Raw genomic sequence first — 17,737 nt, forward strand, 5'->3', positions numbered from 1 at the left:
GTTTGCTGCTTCCATTGTATTATAACCACTTCACTTTTGGCTCAGTTCCTGCCTTGATACGTCCGATATTCGCCCGGTGGCGGTAGAAGATGAAGGCACCGAACAAACCGATCATCACCATCAAATAGATATCGCCTGTTCGGAAATAATAAAAGATACCGTATAGAAAGCCTACCACAGATACGATCATTGATGATAAGGACACCATTTTCGTCATTTTCAAAGCGATAAAAAAGGTTGCCAGCACAATAAGGAAGACGGGCCATTCGTAGGCTAATAACACTCCTCCGGATGTCGCCACAGCTTTGCCGCCTTTGAAATGCGCGAATACAGGATACATATGTCCAACGACTGCAAGAATTCCCGGGATGAGCGGATGAACATGGACACTATCGAAAATAGGGAGTAGTGGCAAGAGTGCCGCTGCAGTCCCTTTAAAGATATCCAGGGTTGTTACGGCGAATCCTGCTGTTTTTCCGAGAACACGGAAAGTATTCGTTCCGCCGAGGTTCCCGCTGCCATGCTTGCGGATATCCGTTTTGTAAAAAACTTTGCCAACCCAGAGTGCGGAAGGGATAGAGCCAATTAAATAGGCAATCAGTAAAAGTATGATAAGTTCCATTGTATACCCCTTTTTTTATTTGTGTCAGTATAGACTTAGTTTAGCAGAACCGTGAAGTTGCGACAATGAGATTGATGCGGAGAACTTTACGAATTTGAGTAATCAGTTACCCCTTGATTTTGAACTTTCGAGTCTTGCATGGCTGATTTTCTGGGTCAACAATTTCCCATCTACATTGCAATAAAATGCGTTCTTCTATACAATTAATTGAGCAAGCTTCCGAAAACGTTGATTTGACAAGCTTTAAAGGAAGCGTTACGATTACATAAAAGAGAACATTCGTTTGATGGAGGTTGTAATTTGACGAAAAATCAAGATAATTATACGTATGATGATGATTCAATCCATATACTTGAAGGCCTTGATGCGGTACGAAAACGTCCGGGGATGTACATCGGATCCACCGATTCACGCGGATTACATCATCTGGTCTATGAAATTGTAGATAATGCAGTAGATGAAGCGTTGGCGGGATACGGTAATGAAATAGATGTTACGCTCCATACCGATGGGAGTCTCAGTGTCCGGGACTACGGACGGGGAATGCCGACGGGAATACACCAGTCAGGGAAACCGACAACGGAAGTCATCCTGACCGTTCTGCATGCAGGCGGCAAATTCGGTCAAGGCGGCTATAAAACGAGCGGCGGACTTCATGGGGTCGGTGCATCTGTCGTGAATGCACTATCAGAGTGGCTCGAAGTGACGATTTTCCGCGACGGGAAAAAGTTTCGACAACGTTTTGAAAATGGAGGGAAACCCGCTACGACGCTTGAACAGATTGGAACGACGCGTGAAAAGGGGACACTCATTCATTTTAAACCCGATGGGACTATCTTTTCGACGTTGAAATACCAATACGACACATTGAGTGAACGGTTGAGGGAGTCTGCATTTCTGTTAAAGGGCTTGAAGATCGAGCTTCAGGAAGAGGGAACGGAAAAGCATGATATCTTTCATTACGAAACAGGAATTAAAGCCTTCACCTCCTATTTGAATGAAGAGAAAGATGTATTGCATGAGGTGGCGTATTTGGAGGGCGAATCGGACGGCATCGAAGTCGAGTTTGCCTTCCAATTCAGTGATGGCTATTCGGAAACGATTTTATCATTCGTTAATAACGTCCGCACAAAAGACGGTGGGACACATGAAACCGGTGCAAAAACGGGGATGACCCGTGTATTTAATGAATATGCAAGAAAAGCGGGTTTATTAAAAGAAAAAGATAAAAATCTTGAAGGTGCAGATATCCGTGAAGGAATCGCTGCAATCGTATCGGTGCGAATCCCGGAAGAAATCCTGCAATTTGAAGGCCAGACGAAAGGCAAGCTCGGGACTAGCGAAGCGCGTGGCATCACGGATGCAATCGTTTCACAGAAACTGCTTTATTTCCTGGAGGAGAATGCGGATTTAAGTGCGTCGCTTGTCCGAAAAGCGATCCGTGCGCACCAGGCTCGTGAGGCGGCACGGAAAGCCCGAGAAGATGCACGTTCCGGGAAAAAGAGGAAAAGATCAGATACATTGCTGTCGGGTAAACTGACTCCAGCACAATCCAGAAATGCTGCAAAAAACGAATTATACCTCGTCGAAGGGGACTCTGCCGGCGGATCCGCTAAGCAAGGGCGTGACCGTGTTTTCCAAGCGATCCTTCCGCTGCGGGGAAAAGTACTAAATACTGAAAAAGCGAAGCTCGAGGATATTATGAAAAATGAAGAGATCAATATGATCATTCATGCAATCGGTGGCGGCGTCGGTTCCGATTTCCAAGTGGAGGACATCGCCTACGATAAAGTTATCATAATGACGGATGCGGATACAGACGGAGCACATATTCAAGTGCTGTTGTTGACGTTTTTCTACCGTTACATGAAACCGCTCATTGAAGCGGGGAAAGTGTATATCGCACTTCCGCCGTTGTTTAAAGTGTTCAAAGGCGCAGGGAAAAGTGAAAAAGTGGCATACGCCTGGACTGAATCCGATCTTAGCGCAGCAACAGACAAAATAGGAAAAGGGTACATGCTACAGCGATACAAGGGACTCGGGGAAATGAATGCCGATCAGTTATGGGAAACGACCATGAATCCTGAAACGCGCACATTGATCCGTGTGACGATTGAAGACAGTGCTATTGTTGAGCGACGTGTGACAACCCTAATGGGGGATAAAGTGGATCCGAGACGACGTTGGATAGAAGAGAATGTCGACTTTGGCATGTTGGAAGACCATAATATTTTAGACAACGAATTTTTGCACGTCGAGGGGGATTTTGAATGACATTATCGGAACGTTACCAAGACCTTCCCTTGGAAGAAGTAATCGGTGACCGATTCGGACGATATAGTAAGTATATTATCCAGGATCGGGCATTACCGGACGCACGCGACGGTCTAAAACCTGTTCAGCGGCGTATTTTGTATGCAATGTTCCATGAAGGCAATACACATGAAAAGGCATTCCGTAAATCTGCAAAGACAGTCGGGAATGTCATCGGTAACTATCATCCACACGGTGATACATCCGTCTACGAAGCAATGGTACGGATGAGCCAAGACTGGAAATTGCGCCATATGATGGTAGAAATGCACGGAAATAACGGTTCCGTCGATGGGGATTCGGCTGCAGCGATGCGGTATACGGAAGCGCGCCTTTCCGCTATTGCAGGCGAAATGATGCGTGACCTCGGTAAGGATACAGTCGACTTCATCCCGAACTTCGATGATACGGAACCAGAACCGACTGTTCTGCCGTCGAGGTTCCCGAACTTGCTTGTAAACGGTTCAACCGGTATTTCTGCCGGGTACGCGACGGATATTCCGCCGCATGCGCTTCATGAAGTTCTTGACGCAGTTCTAATGCGGATGGACAATCCTGATGTTACAGTCGATGAATTGATGACGGTCATAAAAGGACCGGATTTTCCAACTGGCGGTACGATTCAAGGAACGAACGGTATTAAAACGGCTTATGAAACCGGAAAAGGGCGTTTCATCATTCGATCGAAATCGTTCATTGAACCATTAAAAGGTGGTAAATCGCAAATCGTTGTGACGGAAATTCCATATGACGTCAACAAAGCAAATATGGTGAAGAAGATGGATGAGCTTCGACTTGACCGGAAATTGGACGGAATTGCAGACGTTAGGGATGAATCGGATCGTACAGGTCTACGTGTCGTCATTGAACTTAAGAAAGACGTAGACGGCAATGCGATTTTACAATACCTGCTTAAAAATACTGACTTGCAAGTGACGTATAACTTCAATATGATTGCCATCTCCGGACGTAGACCGACATTGATGTCGTTGCCGATGTTACTTGACGCCTATATCGGTCATCAGAAAGAAGTTGTTACACGCAGATCCCAATACGATATTCAAAAAGCGCAAGATCGTCTTCATATCGTCGAAGGGCTTATGAAAGCTTTATCGATTTTGGACGCAGTGATAAAAACGATTCGTGCATCAAAAGATAAACGAGATGCTAAAAATAATATCATCTCGAAATTCGAATTCTCCGAAATACAAGCTGAAGCGATTGTATCATTGCAACTATATAGACTGACGAATACGGATATTACGGAACTGCAGCAAGAAGATGCTGAACTTCGGAAATTAATTGAAAAACTTGATGCGATTTTGAAAAGTGATAAAAAGCTTTCTGCTGTCATTAAAAAAGAGCTTCTTGAAATTCGTAAAAAGTTTGCGGAAGCGCGGCGTTCTGTCATTGAGGAAAAAATCGAGGAAATCAAAGTCGATCTCGATATTCTGGTACCGAGCGAAGAAGTGATAGTGTCAGTTACAAAAGACGGCTATGTGAAACGCACAAGCGTCCGTTCACATAGTGCATCGAACGGAACAGGACATGAGATGAAAGAATCCGATTATACGCTTTTAGAAGCGCCTATGAACACACAGCATCATCTATTGCTGTTCACGTCTGCCGGGAACTATCTTTATCAGCCTGTTCACGAACTTCCGGATATCAGATGGCGGGATCTCGGCCAGCACATCTCAAGCATCATTCCGCTTGGACAAAACGAAACGATCGTGGCGGCAATCGGTATGGAAAGTTTCGATGAGGAAGCGCTTATCGTGACCGCTTCGCAAAATGGCTTCATCAAACAATCGAAACTTGCCGATTTTAAAGTCCAGCGTTATTCAAGAACGTTTAAAGCGATGGGCATAAAAAAAGATGATGTAATGATTGATGCAAGACTCATAAAAGGAGACGGTGACGTCATCCTATTCACACAGCAGGCATATGCACTCCGTTTCCCACTTACGGAGTTATCCGTAACGGGCGTAAGGACCGCGGGTGTACGTGGAATTAATCTGAAAGAGGCTGACCAGGTCGTTGCAATGGAAATCAATTCGGATGACGGGGCTTCAGTCTTGATCGCGACGCAGCGCGGCAGCGTGAAAAGAATGGGTCTGAAAGAACTTGAAAGTGCTTCGAGGGCGCAACGTGGTGTTGTTGTTTTGAAAGAGTTAAAATCCAATCCACACCGCGTTATTGGAGCGAAAATGGTTAGGAATGATGAAATTATTGTGCTGGCAACGGAAAAAGGCAATAAGATTCCTATCTTAGCGGGTTCATTACGACCAGTTGACCGTTATTCAAACGGCAGTAGCTTGGTCGATGAGAAAAAAGACGGTGGAATAACGTATATTTATAAAGATCCGAAAGCTGAAATAGAATAACCAACTTGGAAAGTCATGGGATATTATACCCATGACTTTCTGTTTTTTCTACCGTATAATAGTTCGTTGGGCGAAATAATAAAAGTTATTTCCTAAACAATGAGAGAATGGGGATAGAGCATGTGGAGGAATCGTAATATCTGGATTATATTAACCGGGGAAATGATTGCCGGGTTAGGATTATGGACGGGAATCATCGGCAATCTTGAATTTATGCAAGAAAAAATCCCTTCAGATTTCGTTAAAGCATTAATTATGTCAGTCGGACTACTTGCAGGAATTATTGCGGGACCGCTTGCGGGTAAGGTCATTGACCAATCAAGGAAAAAAACTGTTCTACTTATATCAGGTGCGGGTCGGATGCTTAGTGTCATTTTCATGTTAATTGCAATATCAACCGGCTCTGTTTGGTGGATGGTTGCATTTATGATCAGCATACAACTATCTGCTACATTTTACTTTCCCGCGCTGCAGGCGACCATTCCGCTTGTTGTCAAGGACGATGATTTGCTGACGATGAATGGATGGCATATGAACGTCGCGACGATTTCCCGCGTCATTGGAACGGCTCTAGCCGGTATTTTGCTCGTCTATTGGTCGCTCATGTCGCTCTACTGGATATCAATGATCGCTTATGGCGCACTTCTATTGTTCACGATGATGTTGCGCATTGATGAAGGACAGGGAAGAGAGGCAAAGGTGAAAAGTGCGGGAAACAAAGGGGGCTTCATGGAAGTCTTTCCTGTGTTGAAAGCATATCCTGCTGTCGGTATGACTCTAATTATGACGCTAATTCCATTGCTATTCATCGGCTCGTTCAACCTGATTGTCATTAATATTAGTGAAATTCAGGATTCAGCATCGATTAAAGGACTTATTTATACATTTGAAGGGGTAGCATTCATGGTGGGAACAATATCCGTGAAGTATATTTCAATGAAATGGCGAACAACGACGATTTTATTTTCATTCGCAAGTATGGTAGCAGTGGCAGAATTCATGCTTTATTTTGCCGAAAGCACAGTAATTACGTTAAGTGCTTTTGCCGTGCTAGGATTCGCATTAGGCTGTTTTTTCCCGACAGCAATGGTCATTTTTCAGAAACAGATGCCGAAAGAGTATCATGGCCGATTTTTCTCATTCCGCAATATGTTGGAACGAGTCATGTTCCAAGTTGTATTACTGACGGCGGGTGCATTTTTGGATATTATTGGATTGCAGTCGATGATCATTATATTCGGATTGATCAGCTTAAGTTTGACAGTACTATTCTTCGTACAGATGAAAAGAAGAAATATCATACTGGAACAACCAAAACAAACTGCCGCAGAAAGCATTTGACTTTTTGCGGTATTTTCTATTTTATTGTACCTTGTTTCATCAAGTACGGTGGCCATAAATAAACCTCAATTCCATTCATGTACAAATTCTGAATAAAAGAAACCTCGCTAGTTCATATATAGATATATAGCTCGCAACCAGTTTATTTTATAGCTATTATATATCCCCGAACAATCGTTCAAGTAAAGGAGAACTACATAGTTTAAGGAAAGGGAGCATTGTCGGAATGATAGTACGATTTCTGACAAATTAGTACAGGTTACTATATCTTAAACAAATAAACTGCCCATAAATTTTATTTTAATTTTAATAACGACTTTATTGTTGAAAGAACAGGTCTTGTAATAAAGCCAAGCTGATTTATTTTTGTATGGATATAAGATTCTTTTACAAATTGAATGTATACGGGCGTTTTTTAATTGTAATCTAATGCTAGATGGTACTAGGAATGATAAATTTCAGTGTAAGTTATATAAATCCACATTTTCGCTTTTATCTCACTGTTTCAAGTATACTTATCGAATGAAACGTAACTGTTGATAATTTATATTATGTAAACTAAAATAGTTTTAAAGAAAAAGAGGTACTTAATGAGACAATCCCCTTTGTATAATCACAGCTTAATCTATTCTAAGTTGCGTCTATTGTTTACATCAATACTCGTACACTACACTCAATCACAATGCGGATGATTAGCCTGTTCTTTTCGGAAAAACCTTTAAGACCAGCCAATTATTCATAATATATGGCATCTAACAATAAACGTGGTCCTTTGGTTCAATCGTTTAATAAGATGAAATTCTTTGTAGACTTCATTATCATCGCCAATTACAAGCATATACAAGATCTTATGAAATCGTGTATTTCTGATTTCAGATACTTAATAAAGAATGCTTATAGTAAAAAGAACGCTTGATGCGTTACTATCAAGACAGTCAATCCCTTTTAGGGAGTCAGCATCACAAGATTAAATAATCCAATTGGGTCGCTAATTTTGAGGGTGAATTATTTTTTTGCGGCATTTTATAAGCTAAAGCAATTTTGATTACAGTTGATTTGAATGTAATCACTTGCAGCACTCCCTTCCGTCAGGAATATACTATGATCGAAATCATCGAGTTAAAATCCTGACGACCCTTGAACACTCTATACTACTACCTTCCCCATTAAACTGTTAAAATATCCCTCTAACCTTTCCTACTCAAACAATGGAACTTTCAAGTCTTTCTTATAACAATGTACAAGCATAGAATGCAATTGGCCTCTATGGTGATATATATGTGCAACAATTTCTACCAACCATTCGTACCGTGTATAGGTTACACCCCAGAATGAAGTAATCTTCTCGTGTAATTCAGCTTCTGTAAACGCCATAAATTTAGCTTCTAGTATTTGATAATTTTGGATTAGCGTCGCCTTGATTTCACTGAGGTTCTTATAAGAATTCATTGAATAATATTGTTGCATCTCCTCCTGGGTTATACCGTCAGAAATTAACGCATCTGCCTCACAAATAATTGCAATGTGTTCCAGTAGCTCACCTATGGAATGCTTATTGGAACTCGGTCTTTTTCGAAGGTCGGTTTCCTCCAATTTGTCCATCAACGCTAGAGTAGTCGTAACCGCTATCCAAATTTGATTCAATGTGTATTTACAATATATATTCATCTAATCCCCTTCTAACTTTGATGGATTATTTTTTAGATTACATGTATGCGATATTCAAACTATTTTAATAACATAGTGTAGGTATTTACGAACTTGAGTGATTCGCTCAGTCAACGAAGCCTCTACAGTCATGTAGAATTGTTCACTCTCCTCCGTTTTATATAATTTGCGAATAGTTCTTCTTTCGTCCGGCCAGAATCCAACAAGCAAATTAGTTTCTTCCATTTCGCGTTCAATATTGTATAAGTAGCTATTCGATGGAGACCAACCAAACAAACTATTTAATTGACGCTCTACTTCGGCCATATAAAATGAGTCACGTTGCAAGCTAAGCCGTAGTGTCATAAATCGAACCACATCTTTGACTGATAACAGTTTTGATATAAACAATCTAAAATCTTCGTGTAATGGCTCAATTTCAACTTGCGGCGGTAGTCCATTCTTGGTTAGAAAATAATAGAAACGATCAATGACGGTAGATACTTCTCCAAACCGATGTGCATAAGAAGTTTTGTATTCTTGAAGACGAGTTTTTCCTTTATCAGTAATTTGGAAAAACTTTTTACGGCCTTCTGTTTGAGAGTGAAGAAAGCCATCGTTTTCTAATGTGTTAGCGGTACGTGCGACGTACTCATATGAAACGGAACGTCCTGGGAAATCTAAATTAAATTGTTCATAGAGTGCCCTGGAATAACTTTTTCGATCAAAGAGAGTTCTTAACAAAAACAAAGAAAGAGTATCACCGACACTAAAACCGACAGCTTGTTGAAACGAAGGTATTTTCATGCTGAACACTCCTAATATTTTTAATAATCATACACCTCACTAGTGCATATATCAAGACAAATATCCGTTGCAATATGTCCCCCCCTCTCCTCTAAAACTCCCTTTCCTTAAACTGTGTAGTTCTCCTTTACTTGAACAATAGTTCGGGGATATATAATAGTTATAAAAAAATTGGTTGCGAGCTATATGTTTATATATGCACTAGCGAGGTCTCGTATGTTCGGAATATATACATAGATTGGATTGATGGCCGACATGCTAAAATAAAACCTTGAAAAACAGAAACTGCCACCCTGATTAATGAAACAGGGTGGCAGAGATTAAGTGTTTGAGCGTTAATATACTTGGTAATTGATCCTATCCGTTTCCTTTAACTCACCGAGTGAAGCCACTCCGATGCCGAACATCGCCATTCGAAGTTCCAATTCCTTGATTTCCATCGCTTCCAGGACATCTTTCGTAGAAAGTGTCGCTTCTTTCAAAATTGACCTGCCGAAACCGACGATATCCGCGCCAAGTGCAATGGCTTTCGCTCCATCCAGACCAGTATGTATTCCGCCACTTGCGATTATCGGTTGTTTACCGATTCTGCCCCTTACTGAAGAGATACATTCGACTGTCGGGATGCCCCAGTCACTAAACGCCTCTGCTGCTATTCTTTTCACAAGGGACGTTGATCGGAACTTTTCGACTTGACTCCAAGACGTACCGCCCGCTCCGGCCACATCTATAAAGGAAACGCCTACATCGCATAATCTCTTAGCAGTGGCTCCGTCGATGCCCCACCCGACTTCCTTCACGCCAACCGGCACTTCCATAGCATTGCAAAGCTGTCCTATTTTCTCCAATAGATTTTCGAAATTCGTATTCCCTTCTGGTTGGATCACTTCCTGAATACTGTTTAAATGAAGGACGAGTGAATTTGCCTCCGTTATTTCAATGATGCGGAGACATTCATCTACTCCAAAGCCATAGTTCAGTTGAACCGCACCTAAATTGGCGATTATCGGAATGCTAGGTGCATATTTTTTCACTTGGAAAGAAGATCGGTGTTCCGCGCTTTCGATTAGTGCACGCGTTGAGCCCAAAGCCAATCCCCAACCTCTTTCTTCCGCCGCTTCGGCAAGATTTCGATTGATCGTTTCGGCAAATGCCGCCCCGCCAGTCATTGAACTAATTAGGAATGGTGTTTTGCATTCATGCCCTAAAAATGTCGTATCGATGGATATATCGCTGAAATTGATTTCGGGTAATGCATTATGTATGAATTTCACCTTTTCGAAGCCCGTTGTGATTGTATCGCCCGTTACGTTCTCATTCAAACTGATTTGAATATGTTCTGATTTTCTTTGGTTGATTGGCCCAGTCATTTTGGAAACACACGCCTTTCCTGTTGGTGTTAATGATAACGCTTTAATTGCTTTAATAGGAGTCACCATACTGCTGCGTTGCTTCTCCCTTGTTTTCTAGCAAATAGAGATTATCCAATTCGTAGCATTCTCTTTGATGACACCTACTACGACAACAAAAGTCCATTCAGCGTCATTTTCTTGCTGTATAATAAACGCAGCGTAGTAAATTATTATGTAAATGAATATTTATTCTATCTCATTATACCTGAATCAGCGTTATCAAATGTAATGCAAAAAATAGAAGGCATTTTATACGGTTAAATGCAAGTATCAACACGACCAATGTTGCAAAAGCAATTGCAACATTAACGATTCGAATACCGACATTGGCACCACCCTTTCATTCGGGAATGAACCGATTGCCCTTGAGTTACCTATTCTATCACCTCTCCATTATGCTATACATGCATTCTTGAAATAGCGTATCTAACTGGTTTATATCCTACTATCCATTATAGCGACTTTTTAAAAACATAACTCACCTTGTCATAATCCATCTTCTCTTCATAGAAACGATGTGCGTCTACACGCTGCAAGCCTGATGATAAAGCGACACTTTCATAGCTATTTTCCTTTGCCCATTCATGGACATAGATGAGCAGTTTTTCTCCGTACCCGCTAGAACGTTTCGTAGTATCAGTCACCAAGTCACAAACCCAAATAAATCTGCCATAATAAAGTGTAATCATTGGTTTGAAACCGATAACTGCAACGATTTCCCCTTCACTTTTTAACGCGAATAGTTGATAGCAATCTTTTTCTTGCGCTTCATAGACTAATTCCAAGTAGGTGACTTCATCTAAATGTGTTCGTAACTGTTTCATAATCGGATATGCTTCAACGATTTCATCGCGTGATTGAAGTCTCTTAATCGTTAATTCATTCATCACTGCAACCCCTTTTTTCATAAATATACCACACGTTTCAACACGGTATAATAAAATTGTTTGCTGAGCGTATTCAAATCAAACACTTGAAAAGTAAATCCTTCAAACGTATAATGGAAATAAGTTTAGAATATAATAAAAAAGACCGCTTGGTGCGCGAACACCAAACGGTCAATGTAATAAGCAGGTTCCCTACAAGGGGATTGGCATCGGGAATGAAATAATCCATCCTAAATTGAGCCGTTAACTCAAGGATGGGTTATTTTTGTTTTTGGTTAAATGAGAGTATCGTTACAATTAATGCTCCGAATGTGAATGTTAGCATTAATCCTTCGAATACTGTCATTGGCACCACCCCCTTCTAAACGGGAATGAGCCAACCACCCTTGAGTCACCTATTCTATTACTCATCCATTATATCATACATGCGTTTTTGTAATTAATAATGTGTAAACATAGTAAAAGTTATAAATACACAACGTCTACTTGGCGCACTAACACCAAACAGTCAATGTATTAGCGGGCTTCCGATCTGGGGATTAGTATCACAAAATAAATAATCCACCTGAGCCGTCTTGTCTCAAGGGTGGATTATTTATTTTGTGACATATTAATATAGAAAAGTCGCTGAAGCAAGTTGATGAGCTTATCTATCCCTACAGTTTTTACATACTTTAATGATTTCTTTCGCTTCGGTTTTATGAATGTACAATAACTTAATACGATTTCTATAACACAACGGACAGTTTCCTCTTCCTTTTGACGGGAGTTTGTTTAATGCTTTTCCTCGATTTCTTTTTGCCATGTCCATCCACCCCCAGAGTGAAAAATCCTCTTTCTCTTTATCTAATGATGGTCTCGGGGGATAATATGGGTATTTTAATAAATTATTTATCGCAAGCTATTCTTGAGCATTAACTATAACAACTAGAAAGTCTGTTACTTGTCTTAGCCCGTACTTTAGTAGCAATATCTTCTACTAGGAAAGTTATTTCCATGAAATCATGTATAATGAAATCCGCATCTACATCTAACTCCCTTCAACTTCAATACAATAACAATGATATCCTACTCCCCCTTGGAATATCATGAGAGAGATGAATAGATGAGGAGAGATTTCTAGATGCAAATCCATGTGGTACGTCCGGGGGAAACGTTGTGGTTGATTGCTCAACGGTACGGCGTCACAGTAAACGAAATAGTAACGGCTAACCAGTTGGAGAATCCAAGTAAATTAGTGAGCGGCCTGGCCATTGTTATTCCCACAGCCACACGTAAGCATACAGTTCAGCCTGGCCAGAACTTATCGGAAATTGCACATCGTTACGGCACCACTGTAGAGGATATCGTAAAAGAGAATCAAATCCAAAATCCCAATATGATTTTATCCGGTACACGTTTAACCATTCCTGTCCATAAACCAGCTATCGACGTAAACGCCTATACCATTAATACAGGAGAAACCGGAGCCAGAGAGATTCAAGAAGTAGGTCGGGATTTAACGTACTGGATGCCTTTTGTCTACACGATACGCGAAGATGGCGGACTAAATTCAATTGACGATGCCGAAATGCTCCGATCTGCCGCCGCCGAAAGAGTCGTTCCTATTATCGCAATCACGAATTTCAGTGCCACGGCTGCAGGATCCGGTCTTGCGCATACAGTCCTTGCTAGTACTGATATACAGGATGTTTTACTAACCAATATTTTAAAAGTCATGAAAGAAAAAGGCTATCAAGGTTTAAACATTGATTTTGAAAATGTGTTTCCCGCCGACCGCGAATTATATAACCAGTTTTTGCAGCGGGCGGTTGACCGCTTGCATCCCGAAGGCTATTCCGTCTCAACAGCTCTTGCCCCAAAAACAAGCGGTGAACAAAAAGGGTTATTATACGAGGCACATGATTACGCGGCACATGGGAGAATTGCTGACTTCACCGTGTTGATGACCTATGAATGGGGTTATCGATTAGGTCCGCCACAAGCAATCTCACCTTTGAATGAAATCAAAAAAGTGTTGGATTACGCAGTTACCGTGATACCAAGAAATAAAATCTTATTCGGTTTTCAAATTTACGCACGTGACTGGCTGCTTCCCCATGTGCAGGGACAAGAGGCGGAAACATTCAGCCAGCAGGAAGCGATTCGCAGAGCTATTCAATACGGAGTGGCCATTCAATATGACTTGAAAGCTCAATCCCCTTTTTACAGGTACACCGATGAACAGGGGCGGAATCACGAAGTCTGGTTTGAAGATGCCCGCAGTGCACAGGCCAAATTTGATGTAGTAAAAGACTATAATTTACGAGGAATCAGTTACTGGGTTCTTGGTTATCCGTTCCCGCAGAATTGGTTGTTGTTGGAAGATAACTTTACGATACGAAAAAGAAGCTAATGAATTTGCAATAACCCATCCCATTGAGCCCTTAACTCAAGGATGGGTTATTATTGTTTTGAATAAAAGCCGGTATCGCTAGTAAGAGGTGTGATGTATTAATAAACCGGGTTACATGATAATTCAATCAAGCATATCTTAATAATAAATTATAAATAGTGCAGAACCCCTTCTTAATTATAATCCAAAGACTCCAAATAGGTGAAAGAAGGTGTTAAGTAATTTGCATAACTGGTTTCAAATAGGACCTTCCAGGGATTTACCCCAGAATTATAGTGCAATTCTTGGTTTTATTGGTTCGATACTCGTTACAATTGGCGATTCGATTGGAACAATCGCTGCGGCTATTGACTTAAAACAAGCAGAAATTGAAGCGATTCAACAGCAACAAGATCAGCAAGACAATAAAAAAGTAATCGAGAAAATGCAAAAACAAATTGACGATATGCAAAAAGAACTAAAGTACTTGCGGGACAGAAAAAACATCTAAAACAGCATCTTTAAAAAGTTGAGCGAAAAATAGCATCAACCATCCAAGCATTTTACCCGGCATGGATGGTTTTTTTTATGGTTAAATGGTTAAATGGCAAAAAAGAACATGAGTTCGGTATCGCTGTCCGAAACTAAAGTGAAAACGCAGGATTAATTAATAAAATAATGTTTATCGGGACAGACTACAGACAGTAATTGAAATTAATGAAGTGAGTAATTAACATGAAAAAGAAGCTGGCACTACAGACTATGCAGCATGCCGTACAAACGCTTAAGCTAATGGCATCCATATAAGTCCTGCATTAGATGCAACAAGCGCAGCAGCCCCTCCAACAAGCGGTTCAGCAGCTGAATTATTTGCAGGGATCTCGATTACACAATACACGACCGCCAATCTTGTATCTCGGCATCTTAAGTTCAAAAAAAGAAAAGAACGCCTACTTGACGGGGATATTACAAGAGGGGTTCATTCGCCTGTGGGGCTTTTCATTAGTGTTGATGGACCTGAGGAAATCGCTGTTAGCATAGTGGCAGAACTAATCGCAGTGAGACGGGGGGAAATGATATGAAAATCGTAGGTATTTATCTTGCAGCTGGAAACAGCGGCCGTATGGGTACCCATAAATTGGCGCTGCCTGTAGGGACAATGACAGTAGGAAGCTTGGCGCTTGAAACAGCTTTAAAGGCGCCGCTCGATGAAATTTATGTCATTACAACAGAAACAGACGATGCAGATTGGCTGCCTGCAGAAATGAAGTCCCACGCAAAATGTACAATCATTAATTGTTCCGCAACTTATGAAGGTCAGTCTGAATCATTGCGATGTGGAATTCAACGGGCACAAGCCGACCGCGCGGATGCCGTGATCGTCTTGCTGGCAGATCAGCCATTCATCACCGTCCGAATGATTGAAGAAATGATTGCGTGCACGAAAGACAATCCAACATGTAGGTTCGTCGCCACTACATACGACCAATCCATCATGCCGCCTGTTCTATTTTCGTCATCCATGTACAATGAACTTTTGTCGTTGCGTGGGGACAAAGGAGCAAGGGCCATTTTACAAGGGGATTATCTTCGCAAAGGGAAGCTTTTACCCTGTACCGATAAGAGGTTTGTATGCGATGTTGATACGGAGGATGATTATCAAACACTCCAAGAAATAGCGATAACGAAATGATAGAATATTTCCTATCATTTCGTTACCGCTACTCACCCATTATCCGTTCATAATTAATAAATAGGATGCAAGTTTAATAAAGGGTACCTATGCCAGACACAAATACAAACAATTCACATGTCCAAGCAAATACACAAAAAACTAGTAATTAACCACTTTAGCTAATCTCCATTCTATTTTTATTCAGTTGCAGCGAATTATTTGAGTAGTGCCACACACGGGAACATAAAATTTTTCTGAAAATTAAAATGACACCAATCCAGGAACTCTAATTCTTGGATTGGTGACGTCTTACGAATTTAATGAATTACAAAATTCGGTAAATTCGTTTTTGTTTACTCACGTTCTATAGCAGTGGTCGCAATATGTCTTAATTCATTTAATGCTATCACTAAATTATCAGTTAGTATCTTGGCACTTTCTTTCTCTGAATTGTGGCATGAAACGTTGATGGAAATCGACTTATCCAATAATATATAAGCTAACCCATAGCCACCCTCAACTACCGGTCCGAAAATTCGATATTTAACACTGTCATATGCCATTCCACTTGTTGAAATAAAATCATGACGCATCGTTAAGTAACCCTTGTCATTGAAAATATCCGGTAATTCATTTATTCCTAGCTCTTCCCCATGTAAATAAAACATTTGTTCAAGACCGAACATATGCCTTTCAACACCTAAGCCTTTACGGCATTCTATTATACGGTTTGAATGGGCTGCACCCGCTTTTTGCATTAAAGAATATAAAATTTCATTTTTTTCTTCTTCAGCTTCAAGTGCTGTCACCAATTTGAGTTTCTCCATACTTGTAGCTCTAGCACATTCTGTCCTTCCCTCATGAAAGACCCGGACTGCCACCGGTTCGTAAACGCTTCTCAGTTTACCAAACGTTCTGTACTGTGCTAGTTGTAAGGCCATATGGAAAAAGGCATCCGGACTTATATTCATTTCCTTAATTTCATCTGAACCAAAGTTTTCGAAAGTTCTGGATTTTACATGAAAGTCTTTTTTTGTTTGTTCATTATCATTTTGAAACTTCGTTAAAGATTCCTGTAGTTCTCCCGATATTTCCCATTCCATTTTTTGTGCGACAGTCTTTTCAGTCGTATAAATAATTTCAGGTTCTTCACTGCAAAGTCCCTCATTTACATGGCTAATGACAGCAAATATTGTTGTCCCGTCTACTGCTGAATGCTCGATGCTATACCCTAATTCTCCACTTTTTGTAATAACAACTTGTATTGTCTTATCGTAGTATTTATTGGCTCCATTTAACATAAGATTTTCAATCGCTTCTTCGGAATCATTGCTTTCTTCGTCGATTGAAATAACTAGAAGTGAATCTGCGATTGTCTGAAGGCTTTCGGCATTTACCTTTGACACGATGAGTTTGTTGTACACCTCTGCGGCCTCGTCCCTATTGGCAGTCGTAAATAGGCCAATAGGAAGACCTTCATTTTTCTCTGCGGAAAAAGTTGTTTTGATAGCAGCTGCAATTTCTTCACTTTGGTAAATAGCCCCGTCGCTATTCGTGACAGTTACTTTATATACGTTGTGTTTATATAAAATAACAACATGATTGTTCTTTTTATAAAATTCGGCAATTCTATATTCGTCCATATTCTTCTTAGGAATGCGAATAGATCGGAAGAAATTTTTATATTGCCCCATATCAAGTGGTATTCCGTTAATTATTACAGGCTTTACTTCTTCATCAATAATTTTGTGGTATAGTTCTGTAACGAAATAGCATATTTTTCCAGATAATTCCGGCATTGTGTAACGATTTTTATATTTTTTATTGTCTAATAAAATATTGAAATGCATTCCAGTTGGTAAGGAACCTCTGTATTTTAAATAAGAGGCATCCCAAAAAGGCTTGAGCCAGCTTCCTTCTAAACTTTTATCCCATTCGTACAGCTTTTCTTGCAATTTACGAGCGTCGCCATTACTCTCAAAAAATCGATTTATTACTTTCGTCGTTTTTTGAAATTGCTCTTCACTAACTAAAGGCTCAATCCATTCGAGAAGTTTAGATTTCGTACCATTCAATTGTGGAATTGGTAATGATGGTAATTCGTTTTGATAAGCAAATGTTTTTTTAATAATAATTAGTCCCTTCTTAACTCATTTACTTACTACTTTAGGTATCCATTTTCGTGTCAATAAGGGGATTAGATTTCCCTTTTTTTATGGTTTATCTGACTTCTTAGTTCATCATTCGGTCTCTGTAGAATGGATAGTGAGAA

Annotated in this window: 14 protein-coding genes; 7 read left to right on the plus strand and 7 right to left on the minus strand. The window is 40.4% G+C overall.

Going from position 1 to position 17,737, the window contains the following annotated elements; all coding sequences use genetic code 11:
- Positions 1 to 19: 19 nt before the first annotated feature.
- On the minus strand, positions 20 to 622 hold the full coding sequence (gene plsY / locus HDC33_RS07230) for a glycerol-3-phosphate 1-O-acyltransferase PlsY (protein ID WP_179391798.1): 603 nt from the start codon (positions 620 to 622) through the stop codon (positions 20 to 22).
- 300 nt (positions 623 to 922) lie between these two features.
- Between plsY and parE the strand changes: the two genes are divergently transcribed.
- The 3 genes from parE to HDC33_RS07245 all read left to right on the plus strand — a co-directional run bounded on the left by parE (position 923) and on the right by HDC33_RS07245 (position 6,663).
- The gene (parE, locus tag HDC33_RS07235; RefSeq protein ID WP_179391799.1) at positions 923 to 2,896 is read left to right on the plus strand and encodes a DNA topoisomerase IV subunit B; all 1,974 of its coding nucleotides are present in this window, start codon (positions 923 to 925) and stop codon (positions 2,894 to 2,896) included.
- On the plus strand, positions 2,893 to 5,322 hold the full coding sequence (parC, locus tag HDC33_RS07240) for a DNA topoisomerase IV subunit A (protein WP_179391800.1): 2,430 nt from the start codon (positions 2,893 to 2,895) through the stop codon (positions 5,320 to 5,322). Before parE ends, parC begins: the two co-directional genes overlap by 4 nt.
- A gap of 120 nt (positions 5,323 to 5,442) precedes the next feature.
- Complete coding sequence (locus HDC33_RS07245; RefSeq protein ID WP_179391801.1) at positions 5,443 to 6,663, plus strand: MFS transporter; 1,221 nt, start codon at positions 5,443 to 5,445, stop codon at positions 6,661 to 6,663.
- 1,197 nt (positions 6,664 to 7,860) lie between these two features.
- Here the strand turns inward: HDC33_RS07245 and HDC33_RS07250 are convergent.
- The 5 genes from HDC33_RS07250 to HDC33_RS16815 form a co-directional block, all read right to left on the minus strand.
- The gene (locus HDC33_RS07250) at positions 7,861 to 8,331 is read right to left on the minus strand and encodes a DinB family protein (protein ID WP_179391802.1); all 471 of its coding nucleotides are present in this window, start codon (positions 8,329 to 8,331) and stop codon (positions 7,861 to 7,863) included.
- 54 nt (positions 8,332 to 8,385) lie between these two features.
- On the minus strand, positions 8,386 to 9,117 hold the full coding sequence (locus HDC33_RS07255) for a hypothetical protein (protein ID WP_179391803.1): 732 nt from the start codon (positions 9,115 to 9,117) through the stop codon (positions 8,386 to 8,388).
- Positions 9,118 to 9,452: 335 nt separating this feature from the next.
- Complete coding sequence (fni, locus tag HDC33_RS07260) at positions 9,453 to 10,487, minus strand: type 2 isopentenyl-diphosphate Delta-isomerase (RefSeq protein WP_179392670.1); 1,035 nt, start codon at positions 10,485 to 10,487, stop codon at positions 9,453 to 9,455.
- Positions 10,488 to 10,981: 494 nt separating this feature from the next.
- Positions 10,982 to 11,416 (minus strand): GNAT family N-acetyltransferase, encoded by a 435-nt coding sequence (locus tag HDC33_RS07265; protein WP_179391804.1) that lies wholly within the window; start codon positions 11,414 to 11,416, stop codon positions 10,982 to 10,984.
- Positions 11,417 to 11,675: 259 nt separating this feature from the next.
- Entirely contained in the window at positions 11,676 to 11,762 is an 87-nt protein-coding gene (locus tag HDC33_RS16815; protein WP_370457456.1) for a putative holin-like toxin, read from the minus strand.
- Between the two features lie 777 nt (positions 11,763 to 12,539).
- Between HDC33_RS16815 and HDC33_RS07270 the strand changes: the two genes are divergently transcribed.
- The 4 genes from HDC33_RS07270 (at position 12,540) to HDC33_RS07285 (ending at position 15,483) form a co-directional block, all read left to right on the plus strand.
- Entirely contained in the window at positions 12,540 to 13,811 is a 1,272-nt protein-coding gene (locus HDC33_RS07270) for a glycoside hydrolase family 18 protein (protein WP_179391805.1), read from the plus strand.
- 223 nt (positions 13,812 to 14,034) lie between these two features.
- Complete coding sequence (locus HDC33_RS07275) at positions 14,035 to 14,301, plus strand: hypothetical protein (protein WP_179391806.1); 267 nt, start codon at positions 14,035 to 14,037, stop codon at positions 14,299 to 14,301.
- Between the two features lie 454 nt (positions 14,302 to 14,755).
- Positions 14,756 to 14,872, plus strand: coding sequence for an XdhC family protein (locus tag HDC33_RS16545; RefSeq protein WP_370457457.1), 117 nt, complete (start codon positions 14,756 to 14,758; stop codon positions 14,870 to 14,872).
- A complete protein-coding gene (locus tag HDC33_RS07285; protein ID WP_179391807.1) occupies positions 14,869 to 15,483 on the plus strand; it encodes a nucleotidyltransferase family protein in 615 nt (204 codons plus the stop codon). Before HDC33_RS16545 ends, HDC33_RS07285 begins: the two co-directional genes overlap by 4 nt.
- A gap of 335 nt (positions 15,484 to 15,818) precedes the next feature.
- Here HDC33_RS07285 and HDC33_RS07290 read toward each other — a convergent pair whose 3' ends face one another.
- Entirely contained in the window at positions 15,819 to 17,600 is a 1,782-nt protein-coding gene (locus HDC33_RS07290) for a choline/carnitine O-acyltransferase (RefSeq protein WP_370457458.1), read from the minus strand.
- Positions 17,601 to 17,737 lie beyond the last annotated feature (137 nt).

The organism is Sporosarcina sp. JAI121 (genome assembly GCF_013408665.1).
Taxonomy (GTDB): Bacteria; Bacillota; Bacilli; order Bacillales_A; family Planococcaceae; genus Sporosarcina.

What these genes read in the sequence shown, in the direction of transcription:
- plsY (WP_179391798.1), bottom strand. Translation starts at nt 622, where the DNA reads ATGGAACTTATCATACTTTTACTGATTGCCTATTTAATTGGCTCTATC.
- parC (WP_179391800.1), top strand. Translation starts at nt 2,893, where the DNA reads ATGACATTATCGGAACGTTACCAAGACCTTCCCTTGGAAGAAGTAATC.
- HDC33_RS07245 (WP_179391801.1), top strand. Translation starts at nt 5,443, where the DNA reads ATGTGGAGGAATCGTAATATCTGGATTATATTAACCGGGGAAATGATT.
- HDC33_RS07250 (WP_179391802.1), bottom strand. Translation starts at nt 8,331, where the DNA reads ATGAATATATATTGTAAATACACATTGAATCAAATTTGGATAGCGGTT.
- HDC33_RS07255 (WP_179391803.1), bottom strand. Translation starts at nt 9,117, where the DNA reads ATGAAAATACCTTCGTTTCAACAAGCTGTCGGTTTTAGTGTCGGTGAT.
- fni (WP_179392670.1), bottom strand. Translation starts at nt 10,487, where the DNA reads ATGACTGGGCCAATCAACCAAAGAAAATCAGAACATATTCAAATCAGT.
- HDC33_RS07265 (WP_179391804.1), bottom strand. Translation starts at nt 11,416, where the DNA reads ATGAATGAATTAACGATTAAGAGACTTCAATCACGCGATGAAATCGTT.
- HDC33_RS16815 (WP_370457456.1), bottom strand. Translation starts at nt 11,762, where the DNA reads ATGACAGTATTCGAAGGATTAATGCTAACATTCACATTCGGAGCATTA.
- HDC33_RS07270 (WP_179391805.1), top strand. Translation starts at nt 12,540, where the DNA reads ATGCAAATCCATGTGGTACGTCCGGGGGAAACGTTGTGGTTGATTGCT.
- HDC33_RS07285 (WP_179391807.1), top strand. Translation starts at nt 14,869, where the DNA reads ATGAAAATCGTAGGTATTTATCTTGCAGCTGGAAACAGCGGCCGTATG.